Source organism: Humibacter soli, from assembly GCF_054779035.1.
On the sequence record NZ_BAAGYX010000001.1, the window covers coordinates 711,061 to 727,215 of the forward strand.

General features: G+C 65.6%; 19 protein-coding genes. 9 read left to right on the top strand and 10 right to left on the bottom strand.

Features of this window, described 5'->3' with window-relative positions:
- Position 1 precedes the first annotated feature (1 nt).
- The 4 genes from qcrB to ctaE are packed head-to-tail and all read right to left on the bottom strand — an operon-like array spanning position 2 to position 4,189.
- The gene (gene qcrB, locus ACYVDN_RS03290; RefSeq protein ID WP_460568408.1) at positions 2–1,609 is read right to left on the bottom strand and encodes a cytochrome b; all 1,608 of its coding nucleotides are present in this window, start codon (positions 1,607–1,609) and stop codon (positions 2–4) included.
- Positions 1,606–2,676, bottom strand: coding sequence for a ubiquinol-cytochrome c reductase iron-sulfur subunit (qcrA, locus tag ACYVDN_RS03295; protein ID WP_460568410.1), 1,071 nt, complete (start codon positions 2,674–2,676; stop codon positions 1,606–1,608). The genes qcrB and qcrA overlap by 4 nt, the downstream gene beginning before the upstream one ends.
- Before the next feature lie 42 nt (positions 2,677–2,718).
- Positions 2,719–3,528, bottom strand: a complete 810-nt coding sequence (qcrC, locus tag ACYVDN_RS03300; RefSeq protein ID WP_460568412.1) for a cytochrome bc1 complex diheme cytochrome c subunit — start codon at positions 3,526–3,528, stop codon at positions 2,719–2,721.
- Positions 3,529–3,550: 22 nt separating this feature from the next.
- A complete protein-coding gene (ctaE, locus tag ACYVDN_RS03305) occupies positions 3,551–4,189 on the bottom strand; it encodes a cytochrome c oxidase subunit 3 (protein ID WP_460568414.1) in 639 nt (212 codons plus the stop codon).
- 301 nt (positions 4,190–4,490) lie between these two features.
- Here ctaE and trpD point away from each other — a divergent pair, with 301 nt between their 5' ends.
- From trpD to dhaM, 4 genes are read left to right on the top strand one after another with little or no spacing between them, the layout of a single operon-like run.
- Complete coding sequence (gene trpD, locus ACYVDN_RS03310; protein ID WP_460568416.1) at positions 4,491–5,540, top strand: anthranilate phosphoribosyltransferase; 1,050 nt, start codon at positions 4,491–4,493, stop codon at positions 5,538–5,540.
- Between the two features lie 31 nt (positions 5,541–5,571).
- Positions 5,572–6,570: a dihydroxyacetone kinase subunit DhaK gene (gene dhaK / locus ACYVDN_RS03315; protein ID WP_460568418.1), complete on the top strand. Its 999-nt coding sequence runs from the start codon at positions 5,572–5,574 to the stop codon at positions 6,568–6,570.
- A 7-nt stretch (positions 6,571–6,577) separates the two neighbouring features.
- Positions 6,578–7,210, top strand: a complete 633-nt coding sequence (dhaL, locus tag ACYVDN_RS03320; RefSeq protein ID WP_460568420.1) for a dihydroxyacetone kinase family protein — start codon at positions 6,578–6,580, stop codon at positions 7,208–7,210.
- Positions 7,207–7,920, top strand: coding sequence for a dihydroxyacetone kinase phosphoryl donor subunit DhaM (gene dhaM, locus ACYVDN_RS03325; RefSeq protein WP_460568422.1), 714 nt, complete (start codon positions 7,207–7,209; stop codon positions 7,918–7,920). Before dhaL ends, dhaM begins: the two co-directional genes overlap by 4 nt.
- Before the next feature lie 18 nt (positions 7,921–7,938).
- Here the strand turns inward: dhaM and ACYVDN_RS03330 are convergent, their stop codons facing one another.
- Positions 7,939–8,436 (bottom strand): FBP domain-containing protein, encoded by a 498-nt coding sequence (locus tag ACYVDN_RS03330; protein ID WP_460568424.1) that lies wholly within the window; start codon positions 8,434–8,436, stop codon positions 7,939–7,941.
- A 228-nt stretch (positions 8,437–8,664) separates the two neighbouring features.
- Here ACYVDN_RS03330 and ACYVDN_RS03335 point away from each other — a divergent pair, with 228 nt between their 5' ends.
- Positions 8,665–9,498 carry a thioesterase family protein gene (locus ACYVDN_RS03335; RefSeq protein ID WP_460568426.1) on the top strand — a complete coding sequence of 278 codons (834 nt, stop codon included), beginning with the start codon at positions 8,665–8,667 and terminating at the stop codon, positions 9,496–9,498.
- Here ACYVDN_RS03335 and ACYVDN_RS03340 read toward each other — a convergent pair.
- Complete coding sequence (locus tag ACYVDN_RS03340; protein WP_460568428.1) at positions 9,458–9,991, bottom strand: GNAT family N-acetyltransferase; 534 nt, start codon at positions 9,989–9,991, stop codon at positions 9,458–9,460. The genes ACYVDN_RS03335 and ACYVDN_RS03340 overlap by 41 nt on opposite strands.
- A 90-nt stretch (positions 9,992–10,081) precedes the next feature.
- On the opposite strand from ACYVDN_RS03340, the gene ACYVDN_RS03345 reads away from it, so the two are divergent.
- On the top strand, positions 10,082–10,597 hold the full coding sequence (locus ACYVDN_RS03345) for a GNAT family N-acetyltransferase (RefSeq protein WP_460568430.1): 516 nt from the start codon (positions 10,082–10,084) through the stop codon (positions 10,595–10,597).
- 19 nt (positions 10,598–10,616) lie between these two features.
- Here ACYVDN_RS03345 and ACYVDN_RS03350 read toward each other — a convergent pair whose 3' ends face one another.
- The 4 genes from ACYVDN_RS03350 to ACYVDN_RS03365 form a co-directional block, all read right to left on the bottom strand.
- Positions 10,617–11,597 (bottom strand): phosphotransferase, encoded by a 981-nt coding sequence (locus tag ACYVDN_RS03350; RefSeq protein WP_460572224.1) that lies wholly within the window; start codon positions 11,595–11,597, stop codon positions 10,617–10,619.
- A 48-nt stretch (positions 11,598–11,645) separates the two neighbouring features.
- Positions 11,646–12,056, bottom strand: coding sequence for an NAD(+)--rifampin ADP-ribosyltransferase (gene arr, locus ACYVDN_RS03355; RefSeq protein WP_460568432.1), 411 nt, complete (start codon positions 12,054–12,056; stop codon positions 11,646–11,648).
- A gap of 75 nt (positions 12,057–12,131) precedes the next feature.
- Entirely contained in the window at positions 12,132–13,322 is a 1,191-nt protein-coding gene (locus tag ACYVDN_RS03360; protein ID WP_460568434.1) for a DUF4192 family protein, read from the bottom strand.
- A 120-nt stretch (positions 13,323–13,442) separates the two neighbouring features.
- Positions 13,443–13,973: a DinB family protein gene (locus ACYVDN_RS03365; RefSeq protein WP_460568436.1), complete on the bottom strand. Its 531-nt coding sequence runs from the start codon at positions 13,971–13,973 to the stop codon at positions 13,443–13,445.
- A gap of 73 nt (positions 13,974–14,046) precedes the next feature.
- Between ACYVDN_RS03365 and ACYVDN_RS03370 the strand changes: the two genes are divergently transcribed.
- From ACYVDN_RS03370 to ACYVDN_RS03380, 3 genes are all read left to right on the top strand, one after another.
- On the top strand, positions 14,047–14,595 hold the full coding sequence (locus tag ACYVDN_RS03370) for a P-loop NTPase family protein (protein ID WP_460568438.1): 549 nt from the start codon (positions 14,047–14,049) through the stop codon (positions 14,593–14,595).
- Between the two features lie 53 nt (positions 14,596–14,648).
- Positions 14,649–15,284, top strand: a complete 636-nt coding sequence (locus ACYVDN_RS03375; protein ID WP_460568440.1) for an alpha/beta fold hydrolase — start codon at positions 14,649–14,651, stop codon at positions 15,282–15,284.
- 306 nt (positions 15,285–15,590) lie between these two features.
- Positions 15,591–16,154 (top strand): HdeD family acid-resistance protein, encoded by a 564-nt coding sequence (locus tag ACYVDN_RS03380; RefSeq protein WP_460568442.1) that lies wholly within the window; start codon positions 15,591–15,593, stop codon positions 16,152–16,154.
- Position 16,155: the final 1 nt, after the last annotated feature.

Genomic DNA, 16,155 nt, shown 5'->3' on the forward strand with positions numbered 1-16,155 from the left:
GTCAGTGGTGTCCGTGCCCGGACTCGAGCTCGCCCTTCGAGACGGGCTCGAGGCGGTCCTCGAAGAACCAGCGGGACATCCCGGCGCGAAGCCGGCTGCCGAAGGTGATCTTTCCGCGCGAGTTCGGGCGGAGCATCATCGGCTGATAGGTGTCGTAGCTCACCAGGCGCCACCGCTGGTACTCATCGAGCTGCTCATGTACCTCGATGAACTCGCCACCTGGCAGCTTCACGATGCGGCCGGACTCGTAGCCGTGAAGGGCGATCGAGCGGTCCTTCTTCTGCAGAGCGATGCAGATTCGCTTCGTGACGAAGTAGGCGATGATCGGACCCAGGATCAGCAGGATCTGAAGGGTGTGGATCACGCCTTCCATCGTCAGCTTGAAGTGGGTCGCGATCAAGTCGGAGCTCGCAGCGGCCCACATGACCCCGTAGAACGTGACGCCGGCGGCGCCGATCGCGGTGCGAGTGGCCTGGTTGCGCGGACGATCGAGAATGTGGTGCTCGCGCTTGTCACCGGTGACCCACGCCTCGACGAAGGGGTAGATCGCCACCAGCACGAGGAAGACCACCAGGATGACGACCGGGACGATGATGTTCCACGACCAGGTGCGATCCAGCCAGTACGTCTCCCAGCCTGACGGTATGAGCCTGAGCATGCCGTCGGCGAACCCGATGTACCAGTCCGGCTGAGTACCCGCAGACACGGGTGACGGGTCGTATGGACCGTACAGCCAGATCGGGTTGATCGTGAACAGCGAGGCGATGAGCGCGACCACACCGAACACGATGAAGAAGAATCCGCCGGCCTTCGCCGCGTAGACGGGGAGGATCGGGAATCCGGAGACGTTCTGCTGGGTGCGGCCGGGGCCCGCGTACTGGGTGTGCTTGTGCACGACGACGAACACCAGGTGGAGGGCGATGAACGCCACGACTAAGGCCGGTAGCAGCAGGATATGCAACGTATATAGTCGGCCGACGATCTCTGAGCCCGGGAATTCGCCGCCGAAGAGCAGGAACGAGATCCACGTGCCGACGACGGGAAGACCCAGGATGAGGCCGTCGATGATGCGAAGACCGTTGCCGGAGAGCAGGTCGTCCGGGAGCGAGTAGCCGGTGAAGCCTTCTGCCATTGCGAGCACGAACAGGGTGAAGCCGATCAGCCAGTTGAGCTCGCGCGGTTTGCGGAACGCACCCGTGAAGAAGATGCGCAGCATGTGCAGGCCGATCGAGGCCACGAACAGCAGAGCCGCCCAGTGGTGGATCTGGCGCACCAGCAGACCGCCGCGAACGTTGAACGAGATGTTCAGCGTCGAGTCCATCGCGGCCGACATCTGAATGCCCTTGAGCGGCACCCAGGAGCCGTGATAGATCACGTCGGCCTGGGAGGCCTGGAAGAAGAACGTCAAGAACGTTCCGGTGATCAGGATGACGATGAAGCTGTAGAGAGCGACCTCACCGAGCAGGAACGACCAGTGATCGGGGAAGATCTTGCGGCCGAACTCCTTGACGACACCGGAGATGCTCGTGCGTTCGTCGATGTAGTTCGATGCAGCTGCAGTGAAGCTGCGCTTCTTGGCCGCTGTAGGGGCGGCGGTGGTGGCGGTCAATGACGCTCCCAGAAACTCGGCCCAACGGGCTCGTGGAAATCACTCTGCGCGATGAGATAGCCGTCGGCATCCACCGTGATCGGCAGCTGCGGAAGCGGCCGGGCGGCCGGGCCGAAGATGACCGCGGCCTGGTGAGTGATGTCGAACTGCGACTGGTGGCACGGGCACAGCAGGTGGTGAGTCTGCTGTTCGTACAGCGCCACCGGGCATCCGACGTGGGTGCAGATCTTTGAGTACGCGACGATGCCGTTGTATGCCCAATGGGCCCTGCCTGCAGTCGGGTGCAGGTCCTGCGGGTTGAGGCGCATCAGCAGCACGGCGGCCTTCGCCTTGGCGTCGAGCGGGTCTGGCGTGTCGTTGATTCCCTCTGGCATCACGTGGAACACGGAGCCGATGGTGACATCGGATGCCTTGATCGGCGTGCCCGACGGGTCACGCGTGAGGCGCAGACCCTTCTTCCACATGGTGAAGGAGAGCATCTCCACCGGGTCCTCGTTCTGCGGAGCGAGTCCGCGGAAGAGCACGATGGCGGGAAGCGGGAAGGCGACGAGGGCACCGATCAGCGAGTTGCGGATCAGCGTGCGACGGCCGAAGCCCGACTCTTGGTCGGCTTCCTTGAAGATCTCGACGGCACGATCGCGGGTCTCGTCCGTTCCCTGCACGGGATGGCGGAGGTCGATGCCCTCCTTGTCCACCATGATCGCCTTGGCCCAGTGCACTGCGCCGAAGCCGATGGCCAGCAGGGCGAGCGCGATGCCGAGGCCGATCGCCAGGGTGCTGATGCGCAGAGAGGCGATGCTGCCCGACTCGATCGGGAAGGCCACGTATGCGGCGATCGCCCAGATGCTTCCGACGATCGAGAGGTAGAACAGCGTGTAGATCGTGCGCTCCGCACGACGCTGCTTGCGCGGGTCCTTGTCGGTGATGCGCGCCCGGTGCGGCGGAAAACCGGGGTTCTCCACCGCGTCATGCACGACCACTGCGATGCCGGCGTCGCCGGGACGGTGGTCGACGGCCGACGAGGCGGCGGGCGTGATCTCCGTGCCGCCGTTATCGTCCTGTGCCATTGCTCTCCTTCTCGCGTCCGTGTGCCTCTCGCACGGTGCGCATCAGTTCGACTTCGCCGTGATCCAGACCGTCAGTGCGACGATCGAGCCAAGACCGAAGATCCAGATGAACAGACCCTCCGACACCGGACCGAGCGAGCCGAGCTCGAATCCGCCGGGCGACGGGTTGTTCTGGATGTACTGCAGATACGTGATGATGTCGCGCTTGCCCTCATCGGGGATGTTCCGGTTGTTGAAGATCGGCATGTTCTGAGGACCGGTGACCATGGCCTCATAGATGTGCCGGCCGGTCACACCCGTCAGTGGAGGAGCGAACTTGCCCTCGGTGAGAGCGCCTCCGGCTCCCGCAACGTTGTGGCACATCGCGCAGTTCACACGGAAGAGCTCTGCACCCTTGGCAGCGTCGCCACCACCATTGGTGATGTCGCTCAACGGGATGTTGGGCCCCGGAGCGAGCGAGCCGACGAAAGCGGCCATCTGATCGATCTCGTGCTGATCGAACTGCGCCGGCTTCTGCTCGGCCTGCGGTCCCTGCATCGCCATCGGCATGCGACCGGTTCCGACCTGGAAGTCGACCGCCGCGGCGCCGACACCGATCAGGCTCGGGGCAACGGTCGTTCCCTGCGCCTCGATGCCGTGGCAGCTGGCGCAGTTGGCCTGGAACAGCCTCTTGCCGGCGTTGATGTCGCTCGCGCTGGATGTCGTTGCATCAGCCGTCGAACCCGTCGCGTTGAACGCGGCGTAGGCGCCACCGGTAAGCCCCAGCCCGATCGCGATCAGCGCGACCGTGGCGAGCGGATGCCTGCGCCCGGCCTTGCGCTTGCGAGCGTTCTTCTGCTTTGTCTCGCGCATTGAGGTGCTCTGCTCCTGATTTCTATTTGAGGACGTAGATGACCAGGAAGAGCCCGATCCAGACGACGTCGACGAAGTGCCAGTAGTAGGAGACGACGATGGCGCTGGTCGCCTCCTTGTCTCCGAACCTCTTCACGGCGAAGGCGCGACCGATCACGAAGAGCATCGCGATGAGTCCGCCGGTGACGTGGAGTGCGTGGAACCCAGTGGTGAGGTAGAACGCCGATCCGTAGGCGTTGGCGTCGATCGACAGGCCCTCGCTCACGAGGCTGGCGTACTCGACGACCTGGCCGGCGACGAAGATGGCGCCCAGCGCATAGCTCAGCGTGAACCATTCGACCATGCCCCACTGGCGGGGGCTCCAACCGGTCGAGCGAGCCTGCATGCGCTCGGCGGCGAACACGCCGAACTGGCAGGTGAAGGAGCTCGCGACCAGGATGAGGGTGTTCGTCAGAGCGTAAGGAACGTTGAGCTTCGCGGTCTCTGCCGCCCACAGTGCGGGCGAAGTGGAGCGGAGCGTGAAGTAGATCGCGAACAGCCCCGCGAAGAACATCACCTCGCTGCCCAGCCAGACAATCGTTCCTACGGCCACCACGTTGGGGCGGTTGATTGTCGGGGCCGCAGCCGAGGGAGAAATGGAGGTGCTCGTCACGTGTCCCATTATGGCCGATTTCGGTCAGCCGTTTTCGCATTCGCTCGCCGAACACGGCCGAAATCGTGCCTTTCGCCGCTCGACATCGTCCTTGCCTCGGCGACGTGAGCAAGCTCCCGCTGCGCTCAGCTCAGTCGCCGATATCGCGGCACGCCGCTCATCGACTCCATCGCCTCGGCCACGTGAGCAAGCTCCCGCGGCGCTCAGCTCAGTCGCCGATATCGCGGCACGCCGCTCATCGGCTCCATCGCTTCGGCAGCGTGAGCAAGCTCCCGCTGCGCTCAGCTCAGTCGCCGATAGGATCGCTGGTATGGCGGAAACCCGGACCTGGCCGACGATCATCTCCACCGTTCTCGAGGGCGAACACCTCAGCGTCGCCGACGCGGCGTGGGCGATGGAGCAGGTGATGACGGGCCAGGCCACAGACGCCCAGCTCGCCGGGTTCCTGGTCGCGCTTCGCACCAAAGGCGAGACCGTCGACGAGATCGTCGGTTTTCGCGACGCGATCCTCGAGCACGCGCTTCCGCTGCCGCTCGACCCGATGGCGCTCGACATCGTGGGAACCGGAGGTGACCGCTTCGGCACCGTGAACGTGTCGACCACGGCATCGATCGTCGCGGCGGCCTCGGGTGTGCCGGTCATCAAGCACGGCAACCGGGCTGCGAGCTCGAGGTCGGGGTCCTCCGACGTGCTCTCTGCTCTGGGTCTCGACCTGTCGATGTCGGCCGAGCGGGTCGCCGAAGTGTTCCGCGCCGTCGGCATCACCTTCGCCTTCGCCTCGATGTTCCACCCCGGCTACGGGAACGCGGCCGCGGTGCGTCGCGAGCTCGGCATCCCGACGGTGTTCAACATCCTGGGCCCGCTCATCAACCCTGCTCGTCCCGAGGCGTCTGCGGTCGGTGTCGCACAGCTCGACCGCGTGCCGTTGATCGTCGGAGTGTTCCAGACCCGTGGAGCGACGGCGCTCGTCTTCCGCGGAGACGACGGGCTCGACGAGCTCTCGACGACCGGTCACAGCCATGTCTGGGAGATCTCGCACGGTCTGGTGACCGAGCACGACATCGATCCGCGTGACCTCGGCATCAAGCGGGCGAGCATCGACGACCTCAAGGGCGGCGACGCGACGCACAACGCCGCAGTGGTCAGGGCGGTGCTCGCGGGGGAGAAGGGGCCGGTGCGCGACATCGTGCTGCTGAACGCCGCGGCAGGTCTGGTCTCGTACGAGCTGGCATCCGACGCGTCGAGTGGACAGCGGAGCATCCTCGACCGGTTCTCCGACAAGATCGCCGTTGCGGCAGAGACGATCGACTCCGGCGCGGCCATCGCGAAGCTCGACGGATGGATCGCTGCGGCGCGATGATGCACCTGGCTGCGTGGGGGAGAGGCAGAGGGTGAAGAAGCTGATCAACGATCCGCGACGTTTCGTGGCGGAATCGCTCGCGGGCTTCGGCGCAGCGCATCGCGACATCGTGCGGGTGAACGAATCTCCGGCATACGTGGTGCGTCGCTCGCTCACCGATGGCAAGGTCGGCATCGTCTCGGGAGGCGGAAGCGGGCACGAGCCGCTGCACACCGGATTCGTGGGCGTGGGGATGCTCGACGCTGCCGTTCCGGGCGAGATCTTCACCTCACCGACGCCGGATCCCGTGCTGGAGGCCACTCGCGCGGTCGAGCAAGGCGCAGGTGTGCTGTACCTCGTGAAGAACTACACCGGTGACGTGCTCAACTTCGAGACCGCCGCGGAGTTCGCGGAGGCAGAAGGCGTACGAGTCCGCACGGTCGTGATCGACGACGACGTCGCCGTGCAGAACTCCGAATTCACCGCTGGACGCCGGGGAGTCGCGGGAACCGTGCTGATCGAGAAGATCGTAGGGGCGGCGGCGGAACGCGGGGACGATCTCGACGCTCTGGCGAGTCTCGCGACGCGACTGACGGCATCCGTGCGCTCCATGGGCATGGCCATCGCCCCGCCGACGGTGCCGCACTCCGGCATGCGGAGCTTCGAGCTGGATGACGACGAAGCCGAGTTCGGCATCGGAATCCACGGCGAGCGCGGACGTGCAAGGATCACGATGGCCCCCGCGGACGAGCTCACCGACGCTGTTCTCGATGCTGTTCTCGACGATCTGCCGCGCACGGCCGGTGAACGCGTGATCGCGTTGGTCAACGGCATGGGCGCGACCCCGATCGGCGAGCTCTACGTCGTCTACCGTCGTGTCGCCGAACGGCTCGACGCGATCGGAGTGGAGATCGCGCGCTCGCTCGTCGGGTCGTACGTGACCGCGCTCGACATGGCGGGCTTCTCGGTGACGCTGCTCACCGTCGACGACGATCTTCTCGAACTATGGGATGCGCCGGTGCGGACCGCCACGCTGCGCTGGGGAGAATGAGGACCGGATGACGCTGGACACCGCATGGGCTGTTGCTTGGATGAACACGGCCGCGGAAGCGATCGCCGACAGCGCGCCCTCGCTGAACGACCTCGACCGTGCCATCGGTGACGGCGACCACGGCGAGAACATGAATCGCGGATTCGCCGCAGTGCGGGATGCCGTGCACGAGCTGCCGGCCGAAGCGACGCCATCCGACGTGCTTCGCGTCGCGGCGATGAGACTGATCTCGTCGGTGGGAGGCGCTGCGGGACCGCTCTACGGCACAGCGTTGCTGCGCGCCTCAGACGCGATCGCAGGCGAGAATGTGGTCGACGCTGCGCACGTGCTCGCCCTGCTCGAGGCCGCGACGGGCGGCCTCGAAGATCGCGGTCACGCCGTACCAGGGGACAAGACGATGGTGGATGCCTGGTCCGCGGCCGTTGCTGGGGCTCGAGGAGCTGTGGCCGAAGGCCGTTCCGGGACGGAGGTGCTCGCCGCGGCCGCCGCGGGTGCCGAGTCCGGTGCCGAGGGGACGGATGCGCTGACGCCGCACAAGGGACGCGCGAGCTACCTGGGCGAACGTGCGGTGGGGCACCGCGACCCAGGAGCCGTGTCGACAGCGGTCATCCTGCGCGCAGCGGCGGAAGCGGCGAAGTGAACGCCGGGGCCGAAGGCAGGTTGGTCTCTCTCGTCGTGGTGTCGCACAGCGACCTCATCGCGAGAGGCGTCGTCGAGGTCGTGCAGCAGATGAGCCCCGACGTGGTGATCGAGGCGGCGGGCGGCACGACCCTCGGCGGTGTCGGCACCGACGTGGAACGAGTGATGGAAGCGATCCGGACGGCGGGCAGGGGAGCGGGTGTCGTCGTGCTCACCGACCTCGGGTCGGCTGTGCTCTCCGCTGAGACGGCCCTCGAGCTTCTCGGCGGAGACTGGGCTGCCTCGGTGAGGATCTCAGACGGCCCGCTGGTCGAGGGTGCGGTCACGGCAGGTGTGCGTGCGCAGACAGGAGGAAGCCTCGACGAGGTGGCAGAGGCATCCCGTGCGCGGGTGTCCGCACCGTCGGACAGCGCACCGTCTGGAGCGCCTGCGGCTTCGACTGTGGCGCCGGACGGTTACCTGCGCACCGCGACCCTGGTGAACCCGGATGGGCTTCACGCCCGTCCGGCCGCGGAGTTCGTGAAGCTCGCGACAAGCCTCGGAGTGAAGATCACGGTGAACGGAAAGGACGCCAGGAGTCTCCTCGGCATCCTCTCACTCGGCCTCGTTCAGGGGGCCACCGTCGAGATCGCCACGGACGATCCGAACGGCGACGCGGCGGTGGACCGCCTGATCGAACTCGTGGAATCCGGTTTCACCGGTCCCAGGTAAAGAGGTCGAGAGCGTTCGTCAGCGCTCTTCACCTGCGAGCACGCGCCTGGCGAAGGCCGTCACGTGCTCGCGGAGCGCCTCGATGCGTTCGATGCGGGCCGCCTCCACGTCGAACCCGACGTAGGCGACGGGTGGGAGTCGGCGCACATTCGTGGAGCACTCGAACTTGGCGCAGGCGAGTGTGCCGACAGTGTCCCCGTTGCGTCCGGCGGCGCCCGAGCGACGTGCACTGAAGAAGACGACGTCGTTGGGCAGGTGTACGTCTTCGCACCACGAACACTGCGGGCGGGCCCGATGCGCGGCATCCGCCTGGCGCAGCAGGATGCCGGTAGGTGTGCCGTCGAGGTCGACGACGACGTAGCCGAGATTGGTGTACTTGCGGTCTCGCCAGCCGAGGAAGTCGAGCGAGTCCCAGTCGAGTTCGTCGAAGTCGGTGGGAAGCGAGAGGTTCTTTCGTTCGCGCAGAGAAGCGTTGACGAAGGATGCGCGAATGGTCGCGTCGGTCAAGGGAAGCATGAATCGTAGCCGTTCTGATGTGTCGCGGGCATGGCACGCGAAGTTCTTTGTCGATGGCAGGGGATGGCCCTGAAACACAGGCAAAATGCCTGTTCACAGCGAGAAAGAGTGGCTATCTCGGCTCGGCGTCGAATGCGCCGAGTACCTCCGAACGCCCCGAGGGCATCGCGGTGGTTCCGAAGTGATTCACCCCGCAAGCCTAGAACACCGCGCCTTTAGGCTGAGTGGATGCAGCAGAGCGACGCGCAGCGGGCCTACTTCGAGCGTGTCGGTCCTGATCTTTTGCGTCCGACCGCGCATGCAGGCGGAGCCTGGAACGACGGTGAGATCCACTTCAGTCCGCTCGGCGGGATGATCCTTCACGAGATCGATCGGCATCGAGCGGGCGAAGGCGCGGGAGAAAGCGGGGGAGAGGACGGCAAGGAGCTGGTGCGCGTCGGGTTCGACATCCTCGGCTTCCTCGCTGCGGAGGACTGCCACGTGAGTGTTCGCACGATCAGACCGGGGCGTACCATCGAGCTCGTCGAGGCGACCGTGACGATCGCCGGGCGCGCGGCGGTGCTTGCCAGGGCGTGGTTCGTCGCGAACAACGACACCGGCGCGGTCGCGGGAGGGGAGCCGGCACCGATGTCCGAGCCGGATGCCTGCATCCCATGGCGCATGGCGGACGGATGGCCGGGCGGGTACGTGGAATCCCTCGAGATCCGAACCGACGGACCGCCGCTTCCCGGTCGCACTCGGGCATGGCTCCGCACGGACGCGGCTGTGGTGGCGGGAGAGCCGAGCAGTCCGCACGCGTCGTTCATCGCGCTCGTGGATACCGCCAACGGAATCGCCGTGCGTCAGTCCCCGACCGAGTGGATGTTCCCGAACCTCGACCTCACTGTGCACCTCTTCCGGCAGCCGCAGGGGGAGTGGGTCGGCCTCGACACCACTGTCACGTTCGGTCATGCAGGTCACGGCCTCACCAGTACGGTGTTGCACGACGAGCAGGGCGCGATCGGCCGTGCCGAGCAGATCCTTACCGTGCGGCCGGTGACGGGTCGGCCACAGGGAACTTGAACCCGACGTGCGAGTCGGCGAAGCCGAGCCGCAGATAGAACCGACGCGCATCGGTTCGTTCGACGCTCGAGCTGAGCTCGACCAGACTCGCGTCTACAGCCGGAGCGGCGACATCCATCACCCAGCGGATCATGGCGCTGCCGATGCCGGATGAACGTCGGTCGCTGGCCACTCGCACGCCCTCCAGTAGGAGTCGCGTGCTGCCGAGGCGTGCCATCCCCGGAATCGAGGTCAGCTGCAACGTGCCGATCACTGCGCCGTCGCTGTCGATCGCGACGATCGCGTCGTTGGACGGGTCATCGAAGATCCGCGCCAGGGCTCGTGCGTAGGCGGGTGTGTCGGCCGCGTCGTTGACATCGCCTCGGACAGCGCTGATGGGGTCATCCGCCATCAGACGCATGAGTGTGCCGAGGTCGTTCATGTCCGCCCTGCGGATCGTGATCTGGTCGTCGCGAACGGTCAGCTCGGCTGGCAGGGCGAGGGCTTCGAGCACAGCTCATCGTCCCACAGGTTGGGAACACCGATTCCAACGATCAGACCAACGGTTGGCATGGGCTGAGCACAGTGGCGATAGTCTCTGCCGATGCCAGACAACCAGGAATCGCTTGTTCGCGATGCCGAGGCATCCGATGCGGATCGGATCGCTCGCGTGCACGTGGATGCGTGGCGGCAGACGTATTCCGGCATCGTCGACGAACGCTTCTTCTCGGAGGAGGCGTTCAACCGCCGCAGGAGGATGTGGAGCCGTTACCTGACGTCGCGGTCGCGCACGGGCAGTCTCGTCGTGGCGGAGCGCGCCGGCGAGGTCGTGGGGTTCGCGAATGCCGGGCCAGCAGTCGGCCCGGACGCGGAGCACGGGGTCACCCCCGTACGACCGGAGCATCTGTTCTCGATCTACCTTCTGTCGGCAGCCCAGCGGAGTGGGCTCGGTCAGAGGATGCTCGACGCCGTTCTCGAGGATCGGCCGGCACAGTTGTGGGTGCTGCGCGGGAACGAGCGGGCTATCGGGTTCTACGAGCGAAACGGATTCTGGGCGGACGGCGTCGAGTTCGTCGATCCGGCGGATCCGGGACTCGTCGAGATTCGGATGGCGCGCTAGCCCTCCTCCGAACGAGCGGTCAACCGGCCAAATGCTTGAGCGCCGCACGGGCACGGGCGCCTATCGCGTCGCCTTGCTCACGGGCGGCATCCACGAGTGCCGAAGCATGGGCCGGATCGATGTCGCCTCCGGCAAGCCGCCATGAGGCGAAGACCAGCGGGCGGGCGCGGACCAACCCTGGCAGTCGGTCGAGCTCGATGTCCTCCAGGGCGACCTGGCGGTGATACCCGGCGAGCACCAGGTCGGCCCTGGCTGGCTTCTTCATCGTCTCCGCCCACAGCAAGAAGGCCAGCGGCCATGCGCGCGGTCCGCGTCCGGCTCCCGCCCAGTCGACGAGGACCATCTCCGGAGCGGCGGTCGCCACCACGTTGGCCAGCACGAAGTCGGCGTGTATGAAGCCTTCGGGCAAGCCGTCGCCATCGTCGGCGTCATCCAACCCTTTTCGAACTCTGTCCAGATGCATGCGCGAAGGGCCGGATGCCGCTGCAGCCAACTCCGTCAGGATGGCTTGCGCTGCCGAGAGCTCCTCCCGAGGGTGCCCTTCAGCGAGGTGATGCCATGCTCCGCCCGGCCGTGCCGGCGCGTCGGGAAGTGAGCCGAGGGTACTCAACAGGCCGAGCAGCTCGCCGAGTCTTCGCAGGCCTCCCGCCGAGCGGATGGCGTCGCGGCGCTGTATGCGTGGAACGGCCTCGACATACTCGGTGACGAGCACCGGACATCCATCGACGTGCGAGACCGGTGACGCAGACGCGAGCCGTTCGGCGGGGAAGTCGGCTTGTGCGAGCCACCGCAGGATCGTGGCGTCTCCGTGAACGGCCCCGACGGTACGCGAGGAGGGGAACACGCGCATCACCCAGTCGGGATGCTCGGCGCGTCCGATGCGGAAGACGCCCTTGTCGAGCTCGTCGACGCTGGTGACGCCGGCGTCGAGGACACTGTCGAGGTGATCCAGCAGCGCGGACGGATGGGGGAGATCCTGGCCTTCGCGCGATGACGCCATGCTCACGCCCGAAGCCTATGCCGGGCGGCTATGAGTGAGGCGCTTGGATCAGTTGATGATCTCGCCTCGCTCGTCCCGGCGGAGAGTCGCCAGACGATCGCGCCAGGTCTGCAGCGCTTCTGGTGTCAGGCGCGTCCAGTCATCGACCTCGCCGACGACGAGAAGAGGCTCGCTGCTGCGATACGAGCGGGTGGGATTGCCGGGGAACTTCTTGTCTGTCACGTTGGGGTCGTTCTCGAACGCGCCCGTCGGCTGCACGACGTACACGCGCGGAGCATTGTCGCCGGCGGCGAGTTCTGCGGCCAGCCCGGCACCATCCCGAAGCGCGGTGAAGTAGATGTGGTTCATCACGACTTCGGGGCGGTAGTTCGAGTGGAATCCCGCGGTCAAGAGGTCTCCGATCCGCAGATCGGCTTTCGTGCCGTGATAGAACGGTCCGTCATCCAGTGCTTCACTCACCGCGACAGCCTATGCGGGCGGTCGACCCATCGAGGATCGCTGCTGTGAGAGCACGCCCCGGCACTCATGCGGGCGTCACCTCGACTTCTTGCTCGCTCGACGCCGGGCTGCACGGTTCGGTGGGATGGTCGTGAAGACCCATTCCGGTTGCATGTTCGCGAACACAGTGTGATAGACGGGGGCGAGTGAGTTGCCAGGAACGAGCCGCCTGGTCTCGATGATCGATTCGAGTGCAGAGTTCGTGAGGCCGCTCGCCCACTGCACCCATGCGAACGCGCACATGATCCAAGCCCTGTCGGGTAGTGGGCTGTGCGCGATCGCGCGTCCGAGCAGGATGGCTCCAGCGCGCAATCTCTCGGGCGAGGGGATCTCACGGGTCTGCCCCGTCGAGAGGTTCGCCAGGCGCTCGGTCTGCGGACTGACGATTCCCCGCTCATCCTGTTCCATCAGGATGTCGTTCGGTTCGCAGCCGGCCTCGGCCGCGGCCACACGCAACGCGAGCGTGTTCGACCAGGACAGGGCACCAGTGGCTCGACCGAACGCGATCTGCAAAACGGTCCGGTCGACGGCGCCCTCCGAATCGATTTGCGCGACAAGTCTCGCCAAGGTGAGTGCTGATGCCCCCGCCGGGTCGTCCATGAGCGCGCTCTCGAGCAACCCCACTGGATCACGAGGCGTCACCCGCCTCAGCCGTCCGAACGAATCACGCTCGGAGTGCTCGAAGTACCGGTCGATCAGATGGTCGGCGACGCGCCGAGCGAGTTCCGGGTCGGTCTCGGGCAGCGTCCACACATTGTCCGCGCCCGCGTCGACAGGAATCCCGGCCGCCTCCACTTCGATTTCCGATAGCGAACGCGGAACCTCGAGATCGCCGTCGAAGTAGGGCATCCAGCCGTCGCCGGCAACGATCGCAGCATCCTTGATGTGGAAGCCAGATTGGTTCAGCCGTTCGAGGACAACGCCGACGGCGTCGTGCCACTGCGGGCCGACGTCCCGGAACGGCTCATCCCGGAACAGTGCGACCGCAACGCTGTCGCAGTCTTTCAGCTTCGAGAGTGATCCGAGTGCGACCGACGCAAGCGACCGCGCGGCGTTCGCGGACGGTGACGGCTCGATCGGGATCCGCATCGCCCGCCAGGTCTGCTTTCCCACGAAAGGCGCGATGACGAGGCTGTTGCGAAGAGGCACCGCGGTCAGGTGCGGCAGGAGAGCGAGCAGCGATGCGGTGGTCGAGAGCTTGACGACGGGTGGCGTGCTGGTTGACATGCCACCCATCGTGTTCGCCAGCACTCACACGGTTGAGCGCAAGTACCCGGTCTGTGGACAAGTCCACTCGATGTGGACATGGAGACGCTGAGTGCGGGGGAGTACCTGCGATCGTCGCACTCAGGCTGAGGTGCGACGTCGGTACGGGTCTGTGAGCATCTCCAGGTGCCCGACGTGGCATGCCGTCTCTTCGAGCATGTGGACCATCACCCACCGGAGAGTCACGGGCTTCTTGCCGAAGGACGGGCGAAACGCGCGTGACTCGAGACTGGCCAGATTCGAGAACACGTTTCGGCTGCGCTCGCACGCCGTTCGATAGAGCTCGGAGATCTCGTCGACCGTTTCGTCGACGGCAGATTCGAAGTCCCAGTCCGGTTGATCGTCGAACGGTGCTGATGCCCACGGTTCGGGTAGCTTCGCCGATCCGACTCGCGCAGTGAACCAGTGGTCCTCCATATGTGCGAGGTGCTTGATGACGCCGCCCGCTGTGAGGTTCGTTGCGACCAGGCTCCTTGCTCGTGCCTGGTCGTCGGACAATGAGACGAATCGGCGCAGCGCTCGTCGACGGTAGAGATCGAGAAACTGCCCAAGGGTGGTGCGCTCATCGGCGTCGAGGTCCGGGTAGACGATCGTGTCCTCAGTTTCACTCACAATGCGAACCTACTCAGCTCTGTTCATCAGAGGCGTCGTGGCGGAGCCGGCGCCGGTACAGGAGGATCGGATGATGCGGCGTTCGAGAGTTCACGTGCTGGGTGCAAGCGGAAGTGGCACGACGACACTCGGACGCGCGTTGGCCGACCGTTGGTCGGTTCCGCACGCGGATGCCGACGACTACTTCTGGGTGCCCACGATCCCGCCGTTCGCAGAGAAGCGGTCAGCGGGGGAGCGCGTGGCTCTGATGCGTGAGGTGTTCGTTCCACGCGAGGCATGGGTGTTATCCGGGTCCGTGGTCGGCTGGGGCGAAAGCGTCATCGCTCGATGTGATGCCGTGGTCTTCCTGACGCTCGACCCCGACGAGCGGATGCGACGGCTCGAAGCTCGGGAAGTCCATCGACGAGCCGGTGAGGGCTTCGACGAACTCGCGTGGTCGGAGTTCAAGGACTGGGCCAGGGGATACGACGATCCCGCTTTCGAGGGCAGGAGTCTCGTTGCTCATGAAGCCTGGCTGAGTCAGCTCGATCTGCCGGTCCTTCGTCCGGACAGCACGAAGTCGGTCGCCGAACTCCTTGACGCCGTGCTGGGCTGGCCGCCAGAGTCGTGCCCGTCGACGTGACTGCAGGGCCTCATGCACCAAGCGATTCCCGCCGTGCGTGACATAGTCGGGTGGTGACCGACTTCCTCCTGATCCCTGGGGCCGGATGCGACAGCGGATATTGGCACCTGGTGGTCGATCGGCTGGAACGCCTCGGCCATCGCGGCGTTCCGGTGCAGCTACCGTGCGACGACGATGCTGCTGGCCTCGACGTCTATGCGCGTTGCATTCTGGATGCCGCACGCGGGCTCGAAGAGCCGGTGATCGTCGCCCATTCCTTCGGCGGCTTCAGCGCAGCTCTGGCGGCGGCACGCATGCCGACGCGCCTTCTGGTGTACGCCTCTGCGATGATTCCTACGCCGGGGGAGCGCGGTTCCGACTGGTTCGCCCACACCGGCTGGCAGGCTGCGTCTGAGGACTTCGCCTCGCTGTTCTACTCCGATATCGAGCCGCGCGAAAGGGCATCCGCCTTCGAACGCCGCCAATCCGATACCCCGGGGTCCGAGCCGTGGCCGTCGCCCGAGCCGCCAGCGGTCCCAACACGTGCGATCGTCTTCGCCGACGACCGTTTCTTCCCGATCGACTTCATGAACGCGGTCATCGCAGACCGTCTCGGCGTTACGCCGGACATCGTGCCGGGAGGCCACCTCGCGATGATCTCCTACCCCGACGAACTCGCCTCACGCCTTGTGTCCTATCTGCAGTCATGAACTGACATAATGTGCATTATCGGACATTGAATATCACGTGGCACCGTGCCCGGATATCCGGGCTGCCCTAGCTGTTGCGCGTTGGAGTGCTGTGCTCGGCTTGGTTCCGTATGGCGCTGCACCGGCTCATTCGGCTCGATTCCGTACGGCGCCTCACCGGCTCATTGCTGCCGCGTGCTCGTGAAACGCCATCTGTCGAATTCGCGACGATGTTGGCGAACTTGGCGTTTCCGGTGACATCGGCGCGCCTTCTCCCCTAGGATTGGGCTGCAATTCCCAGGTTACTCACAGGAAGGGTGGACCCCAATGTCCGCTGAAAGTCCGGCCGCGAAGACCGCGGTCAACGGTATCCGCACCGCATTCGGAGTCGGAGGTCTCATTGCGCTCATCGTCGGGATCCTCATCCTCGTCTGGCCGGGCCACACCGCCACGGTGCTGACCGCGATCATCGCGATCTACGCCATCGTGGGCGGTCTGGTTTACGCCGGGCTTGGGATCTTCTCGAAGTCGATGGGCGGATGGGCGCGCGTCGGGCACATCATCCTCGGCGTGATCTTCATCATCGCCGGTGTCATCGCACTGACGAACCTCACCCACACGACCGCATGGCTGGCGGTGTTCATCGGCATCCTGGTCGGCATCTTGTGGATCGTCGAGGGCATCGTGGCGCTGACCACCCTCGGCGCGTCCGCCTCGAAGGGGTGGACGGTCTTCTTCGCCATCCTGAGCATCGTCGCCGGCATCATCCTGCTGTTCTCGCCGCTATACATCGTGGCGCTCTGGTGGCTGCTCGGCATCGCGCTCGTGGTGCTCGGCATCGTGCAGATCGTGCGTGCGTTCACCTGGAAGGGCGACACCTCGCAGGTCTAGT